10 protein-coding genes are annotated in these 10,715 nt (G+C 75.5%); 5 read left to right on the top strand and 5 right to left on the bottom strand.

Features of this window, described 5'->3' with window-relative positions:
* On the bottom strand, positions 1–2,504 hold a 2,504-nt coding region (locus ACFV0O_RS32270; protein WP_380347315.1), incomplete at its 3' end, for a helicase-associated domain-containing protein.
* Positions 2,505–2,772: 268 nt separating this feature from the next.
* On the opposite strand from ACFV0O_RS32270, the gene ACFV0O_RS32265 reads away from it, so the two are divergent.
* A complete protein-coding gene (locus tag ACFV0O_RS32265; protein WP_380347314.1) occupies positions 2,773–3,756 on the top strand; it encodes a hypothetical protein in 984 nt (327 codons plus the stop codon).
* A gap of 35 nt (positions 3,757–3,791) precedes the next feature.
* Here ACFV0O_RS32265 and ACFV0O_RS32260 read toward each other — a convergent pair whose 3' ends face one another.
* The gene (locus ACFV0O_RS32260; protein ID WP_380347313.1) at positions 3,792–4,427 is read right to left on the bottom strand and encodes an NAD(P)-dependent oxidoreductase; all 636 of its coding nucleotides are present in this window, start codon (positions 4,425–4,427) and stop codon (positions 3,792–3,794) included.
* 145 nt (positions 4,428–4,572) lie between these two features.
* On the opposite strand from ACFV0O_RS32260, the gene ACFV0O_RS32255 reads away from it, so the two are divergent.
* Together ACFV0O_RS32255 and ACFV0O_RS32250 are read left to right on the top strand one after the other, a co-directional pair.
* Entirely contained in the window at positions 4,573–5,346 is a 774-nt protein-coding gene (locus ACFV0O_RS32255; protein WP_380347312.1) for an SDR family NAD(P)-dependent oxidoreductase, read from the top strand.
* Between the two features lie 170 nt (positions 5,347–5,516).
* On the top strand, positions 5,517–6,125 hold the full coding sequence (locus tag ACFV0O_RS32250) for a TetR/AcrR family transcriptional regulator (RefSeq protein ID WP_380347311.1): 609 nt from the start codon (positions 5,517–5,519) through the stop codon (positions 6,123–6,125).
* 12 nt (positions 6,126–6,137) lie between these two features.
* On the opposite strand, the gene ACFV0O_RS32245 is transcribed toward ACFV0O_RS32250, so the two are convergent.
* Positions 6,138–6,884, bottom strand: coding sequence for a hypothetical protein (locus tag ACFV0O_RS32245; protein WP_380347310.1), 747 nt, complete (start codon positions 6,882–6,884; stop codon positions 6,138–6,140).
* Positions 6,885–7,031: 147 nt separating this feature from the next.
* Positions 7,032–7,904 carry an alpha/beta fold hydrolase gene (locus ACFV0O_RS32240; RefSeq protein ID WP_380347309.1) on the bottom strand — a complete coding sequence of 291 codons (873 nt, stop codon included), beginning with the start codon at positions 7,902–7,904 and terminating at the stop codon, positions 7,032–7,034.
* 81 nt (positions 7,905–7,985) lie between these two features.
* Here ACFV0O_RS32240 and ACFV0O_RS32235 point away from each other — a divergent pair, with 81 nt between their 5' ends.
* A complete protein-coding gene (locus tag ACFV0O_RS32235; protein ID WP_380347308.1) occupies positions 7,986–8,582 on the top strand; it encodes a TetR/AcrR family transcriptional regulator in 597 nt (198 codons plus the stop codon).
* Between the two features lie 64 nt (positions 8,583–8,646).
* Here ACFV0O_RS32235 and ACFV0O_RS32230 read toward each other — a convergent pair whose 3' ends face one another.
* Positions 8,647–9,375 carry a dienelactone hydrolase family protein gene (locus ACFV0O_RS32230; RefSeq protein ID WP_380347307.1) on the bottom strand — a complete coding sequence of 243 codons (729 nt, stop codon included), beginning with the start codon at positions 9,373–9,375 and terminating at the stop codon, positions 8,647–8,649.
* Between the two features lie 169 nt (positions 9,376–9,544).
* On the opposite strand from ACFV0O_RS32230, the gene ACFV0O_RS32225 reads away from it, so the two are divergent.
* Positions 9,545–10,597 carry a fatty acid desaturase family protein gene (locus ACFV0O_RS32225; protein ID WP_380347306.1) on the top strand — a complete coding sequence of 351 codons (1,053 nt, stop codon included), beginning with the start codon at positions 9,545–9,547 and terminating at the stop codon, positions 10,595–10,597.
* Positions 10,598–10,715 lie beyond the last annotated feature (118 nt).

The following is a 10,715-nucleotide window of genomic DNA, read 5'->3' as shown; positions in this document are numbered from 1 at the left end:
GCTACCGGGCCTCGTCCGCGCCGGGGGTGGGGGGGGGGGGGGGCTAGGGGGGGCTGTGGGGCGGGGGGGTGGTCGCGGGGGGCCCCCCCCCCCCATCCCCCCTTGACCGGGTCGATGATCCGCTGGCTGGCGATGCCCTCGGCGTTGAGGTAGCCGATCCACATGCGCTCGCCGAGCAGGACGGCCGTCTGCAGGGAGGCCAGCGTCTCGGCGGCGGCGGTGCGGGGGAGTTGGCGCGGGTCGGCGGTGGGTTCGCGGCGGGTGGCGGTGGCGGCGCGGTCGCCGGCCCGGATGGCCTTGACGGCGGCGGCGAGGAGCACGTCGTCGGGGGTCGGCGGGCCGTCGGGGACGGGGACGGGCGCGCTGCGGGGCGGGGTGCGGTGGCTGTCCGGGCGGGTGATCAGCACGTCGCCCTCGGCGGACTCGGCGGCCGGTGCGTAGCCCATGGTGCGCAGGGTGGTGAGCAGGACGTCGGGGGCGGCCTGGGCGGCGAGGACGGTGGGGGCGAGCAGCCGTAGCCGCAGCTCGGCGGAGCGGCGGTCGGCGAGGACCTCGTTCAGCAGCGACGGGTCGTCGCAGCGCAGGTAGGAGGAGGCGGAGCCGACCCGCAGGATGCCGTGCCGGCGGGCGACGTCGTCGATCAGGTACGTGAGCGGCTGGGGGACGGGCGTCCGGCTGTGCTGCTCCAGGAAGGTGCGCAGGTCGGCGGCGGTGCGTCCGGCGTCGAGGGCGCGGCGGACGGACACCGGGGTGAAGCGGTAGACGGTGGCGCCGCCCTTGGACTCGATGTCGGCGCACAGCGCGAGGGCGTGGGCGAGCGGGGTGAGCAGCGGGCCGGGGGCGACCGCGGTGAGGTCCGGCTGGAGGATCACGTGGTCCAGCGGCCGGGGGAGCAGTGGGGCGAGCACCGCGGCCGGGTCGGCCTCGGCGGTGAGCAGGGCGCGGGCGGGGGCGGCGAGGGCGCCGCGGCCGGTGACGCCGAGGAGTTCGGCCTCGTCGAGGGTCCAGGTGGTGAGCTCGTCGCGCAGTTCGCGGCCGTCCGGGCCGGTCGGGCCGCCGCGCAGCGGGCGCTGCCACCGCAGGGTGGGGAGCAGTTCCGCGGCGGTGGCCGGGGTGCCGGGCGGGAGTTCGGCGAGCAGGGCGAGGGCGGCGCGGCGGACGGACGGGGCGAGGGTGCGGTCGAGTTCGGGGCCGAGGGCGGCGCGCGCCCTGCCCTTGCCGTCCGGGGTGCCGGCGAGGGCGGGGACGCGGGTGGCGGCGAGCCAGGCGGTGGCGAGGACGGTCCACCGCTCGGCGGTGTCCAGCTGCAGCCAGGCGTCGTACCCGGGGGTGGGGGCCCAGCGTTCGTCCACCTCGCCGTCGGGGGCCAGCAGGCCCGCCGTGTAGGCGAGTTCGAGCCAGAAGGCGACCTGCTGCTCGGTGGTCTCCAGGGCCTGGGCGGCGCGCTTGAGGTCACGGACGCCGAGGCCGCCGGCGCGCAGGGTGAGCGGCGGGGTGAGGCCCCAGCCGTCCAGCAGTTCCTCGACGGTCCGGACGGCGGTGTGGGCCTGGCCGGCCGCGGCGCCGTCCACGGCCTGTGGATCGCGCGGGGCGGCGGCGGGCTCGGGCTCGGGCTGGACCGGTTCGACGGTGCGGTGGGTGCGGCCGCCGCGCAGGTGGAGGGCGAGTTCACGGGGCAGCACGACACTGCCGGGGCTGGTGGGCAGCAGCAGGCCGCGGGCGAGCAGCCATTCGACGGGGCTCTGCGCGTCCTCGGCGGTGACCGGGCGGGCGGCGTCCGGGACGGTGCCGGTGGGCGGGCCCCAGACCAGCCGGTCCAGCAGCCGCAGCGCGGGCTCGGGGGCGGTGTCGAGCAGGGCGGCGCAGCGGACGCGGTCGGTGAGCAGCGCGGTGAGCGCGGCGATCGCGGTGACCGGGTCCGGGGTGGGGGGCTGGCCGGCCGAGGCGAGCAGCTGCTGCAGCCGGGCCGGGGACATGCCCACGGTGGCGTCGGCGAAGGTCGGGCCGAGGCCGGTACGGCCGGGGTTGGCCGCCGTCGGGGCGAGCGCCTCGCGGACGGCGAGGACCAGCCGCAGGCCGTTGTCCGGGCCCCAGAGCAGCGACCGGTCGCGCAGGGTGGCGATCGCGCGGGGCAGCGCGGCGGCGACGGCGGACCGGTCGGCCGGGGTGAGCGGGGTCGCGCCGGGGTGCGGCCTGACCTTGGCCGGGCCGGTCAGCAGCGAGCGGACCGTGCTCACGGAGGTGCCGTCGGGGGCGGTGGCCAGCGCCTCGGCGGCCTGCAGGGTGAAGCGGTCGAGCCGCTCCAGGGCGCGCAGCGCGGAGGCCCGGGAGGAGAGCCGGGCGGACAGCTGGGTCAGGTCGCCGGGGACGGGGTTCAGCAGGTCGGGACGGGAACGGAGCAGGGCGGCGAGCGCGTCGTCGGGACGGGCGCGCAGCTCCTCGGCGAGGGTGCGCGGGCCGGTGGCGGACCTGCCCCGGCGTTGGGGGCCCTGCTGTGTGGTCATTCGACCTAGGTTAGTCGGGCGGGCGGACGGCGAGGTGTCCTCGTGCCGCCCGGGACGGGCCCGGTGTCCGGGGCGGGCCGCCGACCAGCGCCGGTCGGCCCTGCTCCGCCCGGGGGCGGCTCTGCTCCGGTCCGCCCTGCTCCGCCTCGCTCCGCCCCGCCCGTCGGACTCGCGTGGTCGGGGGCGGGGTGGGTAGCGTCACGCCGAGGGCGGTTCGGTGGGCGGCCGCGCTCTTCATGGGCGGGCCGGGCGAGGCGGGGTGTCGGTGATGACGGACGGCGAGTGGTGGCGCAAGAGCGGGCCGTGGAGCGAGCGCTCGGTCGGGGGCGCGGAGGACGGGCCCGCGCGCGGCGGCGCCGTGCACGGCGCTCCGACGGGCGCTCAGGACACCGCGGGCGCCCCGTCCGTGCCTCCGGCGCCGTCGGCACCGCCCTCGTTCGTCAAGGACCCCGACAGCGTGTACGACCCGCCCGCGCCGAGTGCGGGTGGGATCCCCTCCGTCCCGTTGAACCCGCCGGACGCGGTCGACGCCGAGGCGCGGGCGGCCGCGATCCCGCCGCCGACGGTGAGCAGCACCGGCCCGTGGACCATGACGGTGTTCGACTTCTCGGACGGGCCTGAGCCCGCGCCGCAGCCGGTCCCCGAGCAGCGTGCGGGGGAGGCGGCGGCCGTGGCCGGTGAGGCGGGCGGGACCGCCGGGCAGTCGGTGCAGCCAGGGGCGGACCGGAAGGCCCGGGGGAAGTCGAAGAAGCTGCGGAAGGCCAGGGGCAAGGCGGCTCCCGAGGCCCCCGCCGCCGGGGCGAAGGGCGCGGCAGGGAAGGGTGCGGCAGGGAAGGCCGGGGCAGGGAAGGGGGCGACGGGGAAGGGCGCGGCCGGGAAGGACGCCGGGGCCCGCAAGCCTTCCCCGCTGATCCTGCTCTCCAGTGCCCTGTTGGTCGGCGGCGCCGTCTCCGGCTTCTTCCCGGTCATGCTGGCGGGCTGGGGTCTCGGCTATCTGTCCCGCCAACTCTCCGACCTGACCCGCAAGTTCGTGATCCTCGGGATCCCGCTGATCACGATGAGCGCGACCACGCTGATGGCCATGCAGCACGCCAAGCAGGGCGGTGCCCAGGGCGGCGGACTGCAGTCGGGTTCCCCGCTGGGGCAGATCGGCTGGTCGTCGGCCCCGAACGTGTTGCGGGTGTCCGCGGTGATCTCCGCGGTGGTCCTGCTGTTGCTCGGGATGCGCCGCCGTCCGCCGCAGCAGGGCTGAGGTGGACGGCGGCGGGCGGTCGTCGGTCCCGCGTCTCAGCCGTCGGCGAGGTGGACGAGGCGGCGGAAGGTGTCCGGGTCGCCGAGGTGGTCGGTGATCCAGCGGGCGACGGTGGCCCGGGTCGCCGTGCCGGCGCGGGGGAGCGGCCGGTCGTAGGAGATCTGGGGGTTCGCGGACGGTGGGCCGTCCTTGAGCATCGGGACGCGGACGACCGTCCAGGCGATGTCCGACTCGGCGAGCATTGCCTCCATCCGGGCCAGGTCGTGGTGGATCTCCCGGTACAGCCGTTCGACGACGAGCCTGGTCACGACCCGCTGGGCGAGGGGCAGCCGCCCGGTGTCCAGGCCGGCCGAGCTCATCGTCACCAGGTGTCGGGCGCCGCCGGCCCGGGCGGCGGCCGTCAGCGCCCGGGCGCCGTCGGAGAAGACGGTGGTGGCCTGGCGGCCGGTGCTGCCGAGGGTGGCGACGACGACGTCCTGGCCGTTCAGCGGCCCCTGCAGGGTGTCCGGTCGGTGGACGTCGGCGGACTCGGTGCGGGGGGTGCCGTGCGCGAACTCCGGTAGCCGGTCGGGGGTGCGCGCGACGGCGGTGACGGTGTGGCCGGCGGCGAGTGCGAGGTCGACCACCAGGCGGCCGGTGCGGCCGGTGGCGCCCACGACTGCGATCCTCATCGGTTCCTCCTCGGGTCCGGCACGCCCGTGCCGGCTCTTGTGATTCATTCAGACGGACTGTATGAATGAAATCAGTGAACCACAGCACACCGTGAGAGCAAGCCGGAGAGCAAGACCGGAAGCCGGACCGAAGGAGTGATGGGACATGGGAGTTCGACAGGCTCGGTACCCCGACCTGAACGGCAAGATCGTGGTGATCACCGGCGGCAGCCGGGGCATCGGCGCGGAGACCGCCCGCGGCTTCGCCCGCCAGGGCTCGGCCGTCGCCGTCCTCGGCCGCGACGAGGCGGCGCTGGCGAAGGTCGCCGGGGAACTGCGCGCGGACGGCGCCAGGGCGCTGGGGCTGGTCGCCGACTGCACCGACGCGGCGGCGCTCGGTGCCGCCGCCGACCGGATCGAGCGGGAACTCGGCCCGGTCGACGTCCTGGCCGCCTTCGCGGGCGGCGACGGCTACCCCGTACCGACCGTCCGCGAGACCGAGGAGCACTGGCGGGCCGTCCTGGACGGCAACCTCAACGCCACCTTCCTCACCGTCCGGGCTTTCCTTCCCGGGCTGTTGGCGCGTCGCAGCGGTTCGGTCGTGACCATGGCCTCCACCGCGGGCCGGCTGCCCAGCGGCTCCTCCGCCGCGTACGCCGCGGCCAAGGCGGCCGTGCTGATGTTCACCCGCCACCTCGCCGTGGAGGTCGCCGGCGAGGGCGTCCGGGTCAACGCGATCGCGCCCGGGGCCGTCCGCACCGAGCGGACCGCCGCCCACATGCCGCCCGAGGTGCAGGCCGCGGTCGCCGCCGCCCACCCGCTGGGGCGCCTCGGCGAACCGGAGGACCTCGCCGCGGCCACGCTGTTCCTGGCCTCCGAGGCGTCGTCCTGGATCACCGGGCAGACCCTGGACGTCAGTGGCGGCCGGGTCATCCTCTGAGCGCGGCGACGGACCGGCCCGTGTGAACCGACCGGCCCCGGCCCCGGCCCCGGCTGCGGGGTGGTGCCGGGGCGCGCCGGCCCCGGAGGACCGATCGGCGATACTGCCAGTTCACGCGGAACCGCCGGTTCGCGCGGACGGTCGACGCGGAGCGAGTGGAGGCGAGCGGGATGAGTCCCCGGGGCTACCGGATGGGACAGCGGCAGGCGGAGGTCGACGAGACCCGGGCCCGGATCGTCGCCGCCGCCCGGGCCCATCTGGCCGAGACCGGCGCGGTGTCGCTGGACGCGGTCGCCCGCCGCGCGGACGTCGCCCGGGCCACCGTCTACTACCAGTTCGGTTCCAAGGTGGGCTTGCTGGAGGCGGTCTGCGACGCCCTCGCCGCCCAGGGCGGCATGGCCCGGCTCGCCGAGGCGTTCACCCTGGCCGACCCGTGGGCGGCGGTGGACCGCTTCGTCGAGGTGATGGGCGGCTTCTGGGCGGTCGACCGGGTGTGCACCCGCCGGCTGCGCGCCCTCGCCGCCCTCGACGACGAGGTCGGCCGGGTCATCGCCGACCGTGACGCCCGCCGTCGCGAGGGTGCCGCGGTCCTGACCGGGCGGCTGCCGGACGCCCCGGCCGACGCGGCGAGCCTGCTCTTCGTGCTGACCGCCTTCGAGACCTACGACGCCCTGGCGGCTGAGGCGGCGGCCGAGCCGGAGGGTGATCTGACCGCCGCCGTCCCCGCCGTCACCGGCCTGGTCCGCGCCGCCCTGGGTGCGGACCGGGCGGGGGCGTAGGGCCCGCGGGCCTCAGCGCAGCGGGAGCGCCTTCACGCCGGAGAGCAGCGGGATCAGCTGGTAGTTCCCGTCCCCGGCGCCGCAGGAGGGCTTGGTGTCAGGGGTGTCGGAGATGTTCGTCCCGGCCTTGAACCGACCGTCCCCGCTCGCGGTGAAGGTCGTGAAGTGGTCGTGGAAGCGGTCGAAGTAGTACATGCACTGGTGCAGGTTCAGGTACCGCCCGGCGGTCAGGTCCAGGGGCGTGGCGCTCGACAGCAGCGGAACGGAGTGGTCGACGCCGCCGCCGTCACCGCAGCTCGGGGCGGTGTCACGGGAGTCGGAGACGTTGGTGGAGGCGAAGAACTTGTAGTCCGTGGTCCCGACCGTCGTGGTGAGGTGGTCCTGGTCGTAGTCGCTCCAGAAGACGCACTGGTGCAGGTTCAGGTAGCGCCCGGCCGTCAGGTCGTAGCCCTCGGCGGCGGTGTACACGTTGCGCTCGTAGTTCCCGTCCCCCGCGCCGCACACGGCGGCGGGCACGGGCGTGTCGGAGACGTTCGTCCCGGCGCTGAACCGTCCGTCCTGGCTCGGGACCAGGGTGGTCATGAGGTCGAAGCCGGCCGACCAGAAGGCGCTGTAGACGCACTGGTGCAGGTTCAGGTAGCGGCCCGCCGGGGGCGGCGGGGTGGTGTCGGCGGTGGCGGCGGGGGCCGGGCCGACCAGGGTGGTGACGGTCAAGGCGGCGCCGGCGAGTGCGGCGCGGGAGCGGGGGGACAGGCGCATCGGGGGAGTCTCCGTGGTGCGGTGCGGCCGCTCTGAGCGAGCGGCCGTCACGCACGAGGCTTCCCCGGGTGCCCGGCGCTCCCGGCCGGCGCTCCGGAGGTTCACCTGAACGACCGGCTGCCCTGACGCGCTGTGTTGGCGTCGAGGTCAACTGGCCTGTCCGGTGGTGGTGCTGAGGATCCCGGCGAGGACGGCCGCCGGGTCGTCGGTGGGCAGGGCGTGCCCGGTGTCCGGGACGAGGTCGACCCGGGCGGCCGGGGCGAGGCGGTGCAGCCGGGCGGCGACTTCGCGGGCGTCGTGCAGGGCGCTGCGCTCGCCGAGGAGGAAGAGGGCGGGGGCGCTCAGCCGGCCGAGTTCCTCGTCGGTGAGGGTGGTGGCCAGGGGCAGTCGGCGGCGGAAGCCCATCGAGGCGCGCATCAGGGTCATCAGCTCGGTGTCCAGGATCGCGCTGTTGCCGACGAGTCCGGCCAGCCGGGGCCGGAGGGGGCGCGGGGCCAGGGCGGCGAGGCCGCCGGCGATGAGCCAGGTGTAGAAGCGGCGGCCCGGGTCGGCCAGGCCCGCCGGGTCGACCAGGGTGAGGGTGCTGGTCCGCCCGGGGTGGTGGATCTGGTGGTTGAGGGCGATCCAGCCGCCGTAGGAGCAGCCGACCAGGTGGACGGCGGGCAGGTCGAGGGTGGTGAGGAGGTCCTCCAGCCAGGCGGCGGCGTCGCGGCCGTCGCGGACGGGGACGGTCTGCACGCTGGCGCCGGGTTCGCCGATGGTGTCGACGGCGATGACGGGGTGCCGTCGGGCGAGGGCGTCGAGGTAGCCGTGCCACATCAGGGCGTTGCCGCCCGAGCCGGGCAGCAGGACGATCGGCTGCCCCTCGGCGGGGCCGGTGCGGTGGACGCGGGTGGTGCCGAAGCCGGTGGGGACGTCGACCGAGGTCCGCGCCCCCGGCCACAGCTGGGTCAGCGCGCGCTCGTAGGCGGCGTGGAAGCGGGCTTCGGCCTTGCCGTTCCTGAACTCGCTGATTCGCATGGTACATGTGTATCACAGGCATGATACGGGTGTATCAGGAAATCGGGCCCGACCGCGGGCCCGGTCAGGGAGGCCGGAACCATGACCGCGAAGGTCGACCACGAGGAGCGCCGACGGCAGATCGCCGAGGCCCTGCTGCGCATCGCCGACACCGAAGGGCTGCAGGCGGCCAGCATGCGGGCGGTCGCGACGGAGGCCGGCGTCTCACTGCGGCTCGTGCAGTACTACTTCACGACCAAGGAGGGCCTGCTGCTGGACGCCCTGGCCAGGCTCGGCGCCCAGCTCCAGACCCGGATGGAGCGCTGGATCGGCGAGGAGCGCGCCCCGCGCGAGGTGGTCACCGCCATCCTGTCCTGCATCCTGCCGACGGACGCCGAGAGCCGCCGGATCACGAGGACGTACGCCGCGTACTACGCGCTCGTGCTCAACGACCCCGCGGTACTGGAGAAGCAGGCCGCGCAGCCGCCGGTCGTACTGGAGGGCTTCCTCGCCAAACAGCTCCGCGCGGCGCAGGAGGCCGGTCGGATCGACGCCCGCCGGGACGTCGGGGCGGCCGCCGCCGGGCTGCTGGCCATGGTCAACGGACTCGGATCGAGCGTCCTGGGCGGTCAGCGCAGCGGCGAGGAGGCACTGGCGGTCCTCACGTACCACCTGGACGAGCTGTTCCGGGTGTCGTGAGCCCGGCGGCCCCGCGCGCTCGTCGGCACGAGGGGCCGCCGGTGCGAGGAGCCGCCGGTGCGGCCTACAGCCGGTCGGCCAGGGCCCGGTGGATCCGCTGCCAGGCGTCGGCGGTGGCGGCGGCGTCGTGCCCGTCGGCCCGGTCGGCGGCGAAGCCGTGGCCGGCACCCGGGTAGGTGACCAGCTCGTGGGCGACCCCGGCCTCGGTGAGCTTTTCCTCGACGGCCTTCCACTCGTCGAGCGGCAGGATGTGGTCCTGGTCGCCGTTGAAGCCCAGCAGGAACACGCCGTTGGCGGCGATACGGTCGGCGGTCTCCAGCGGCGGCACCGGGCCGACGAGCGGGAAGCCGGAGTTGAGCATCCAGCCCGGGTAGAACACGGCGGCCAGCTCGAAACGCAGCTCGGTGGCGGCGCGGACGGCGATGTGACCGCCCATGCTGGTGCCCAGGAACGCCACCCCGTGGACGCCGGCCGCTTCGCGTGCGGCGGCCAGCGCGTCGGTGGCGTCGGCCACCAGTCGGTTGCGGTCCAGGGCGCGCATCAGGACGAGCCCCGCCTCCCGCTCCTCGGCGCTGTAGCCGAGTTCGGTGCGACGGGCGTCGCGCCAGTAGAAGTCCGGTGCCAGCGCGACGTACCCGAGGGCGGCCAGCTCGGCGCAGATCCCGCGGACGTAGGCGTTGACCCCGTACAGCTCGGAGCAGACGACGACGGCGCCGCGCACCTCGCCGTCCGGGTGGTGGACGTAGGCCTCGATGCCGCCCGACGCCCCGATCTCCTGCCACTGACCTGTCATCAAATCCCCCGTGGTGTGGGCCGGATGGGTCCGGCCGGATGGTGTCGGCCGACATCGTAGACGGTCGCCGCGCACGGGCCGGCCCCCCGCGCGGGCCGGGGGTTAACACCCGTACGGGACGGGTGCTTCCCCCGTTCTCCGAGGCCGCGTGCCGGACCAGACTCGGGGCATGCCCACACAGACCGTGACGACGGCCGTCGCCCCCGCCCCGCAGGTGGAGCGCAGCGCCGGCAGCGACTTCGCCCGACTGAGCCGCCGGATGGCCGCCGAGGGCCTGCTCGACCGGCGCCCCGGTTACTACGCCGCCCGCATCGCCCTGGTGCTCGCCGCGTTCCTCGGCGGCTGGTACGCGGTGTTCGCGCTGGGCGACACCTGGTGGCAGCTCGGCCTGGCGGCGGCGATGTCCGTCGTCTTCGCCCAGGTCGCCCTGCTGTCGCACGACCTCGCGCACCGCCAGGTCTTCAGCCACCGGCTGCCGAGCGAGATCGGCGGCCGGATCGCCGCGAACCTGCTGATGGGCATGAGTTACGGCTGGTGGATGAACAAGCACACCCGCCACCACGCCAACCCCAACCACGAGGAGCGGGACCCGGACGTCGCGCCCGACCTCCTGGTGTGGTCCCAGCGGCAGGCCCGGCAGGCGAACGGGATCGCCCGGTTCATCGGCCGCCGGCAGGCGTACCTGTTCCTCCCGCTGCTCCTGCTGGAGGGCCTCAACCTGAGCTTCAACAGCTTCCGCGCGCTGCGCAGCCCCACGATGAAGCGGCCGGTGCTGGAGGGCGTGCTGCTGGTGGTGCACTTCGTGGCGTACTTCGGCCTGGTGTTCACGGCGCTGCCGACGGGGAAGGCGGTCGCGTTCCTGGCCGTGCACCAGGCGCTGCTCGGGGTGTACCTGGGCTGCGTCTTCGCGCCGAACCACAAGGGCATGCTGATGGTGACGCCCGAGATGAAGCTGGACTTCCTGCGCCGCCAGGTGCTGACCTCGCGCAACGTGCGGGGCGGTGCGGTCATCGACGCGGTGATGGGCGGCCTCAACTACCAGGTGGAGCACCACCTGTTCCCCAGCATGCCGACCCCCGCGCTCGGCCGGGCCGCCCGGATCACCCGGGAGTTCTGCGCGGAGGAGGGGATCCCGTACTACGAGACGGGCCTGCTGCGGTCGTACCGCGAGGTGTTCGCCCACCTGCACCGGACGGGGGAGCCGATCCGCTTCGGCGAGTGAGGCAGGGGGACGGGCGCGGGGGCGGGCGCGGGCGCGGGCGCGGGGACGGGGAGTGGGAGCGGGAGTGGGAGCGGGAGTGGGAGCTGGGGTGGGGCGCCGAAACCCCCCCCGAGGGGGC

Origin of the sequence: Kitasatospora sp. NPDC059577, from assembly GCF_042735475.1 — a bacterium.
In the GTDB taxonomy this organism is placed as follows: Bacteria; Actinomycetota; Actinomycetes; order Streptomycetales; family Streptomycetaceae; genus Kitasatospora.
This window is presented reverse-complemented; position numbering and strand designations above follow the sequence as displayed.

Excerpts from the sequence above, each read along its gene's own strand:
- ACFV0O_RS32265 (WP_380347314.1), top strand. The coding sequence starts at position 2,773 with ATGACGGACGGCGAGTGGTGGCGCAAGAGCGGGCCGTGGAGCGAGCGC.
- ACFV0O_RS32260 (WP_380347313.1), bottom strand. The coding sequence starts at position 4,427 with ATGAGGATCGCAGTCGTGGGCGCCACCGGCCGCACCGGCCGCCTGGTG.
- ACFV0O_RS32255 (WP_380347312.1), top strand. The coding sequence starts at position 4,573 with ATGGGAGTTCGACAGGCTCGGTACCCCGACCTGAACGGCAAGATCGTG.
- ACFV0O_RS32250 (WP_380347311.1), top strand. The coding sequence starts at position 5,517 with ATGAGTCCCCGGGGCTACCGGATGGGACAGCGGCAGGCGGAGGTCGAC.
- ACFV0O_RS32245 (WP_380347310.1), bottom strand. The coding sequence starts at position 6,884 with ATGCGCCTGTCCCCCCGCTCCCGCGCCGCACTCGCCGGCGCCGCCTTG.
- ACFV0O_RS32240 (WP_380347309.1), bottom strand. The coding sequence starts at position 7,904 with ATGCGAATCAGCGAGTTCAGGAACGGCAAGGCCGAAGCCCGCTTCCAC.
- ACFV0O_RS32235 (WP_380347308.1), top strand. The coding sequence starts at position 7,986 with ATGACCGCGAAGGTCGACCACGAGGAGCGCCGACGGCAGATCGCCGAG.
- ACFV0O_RS32230 (WP_380347307.1), bottom strand. The coding sequence starts at position 9,375 with ATGACAGGTCAGTGGCAGGAGATCGGGGCGTCGGGCGGCATCGAGGCC.
- ACFV0O_RS32225 (WP_380347306.1), top strand. The coding sequence starts at position 9,545 with ATGCCCACACAGACCGTGACGACGGCCGTCGCCCCCGCCCCGCAGGTG.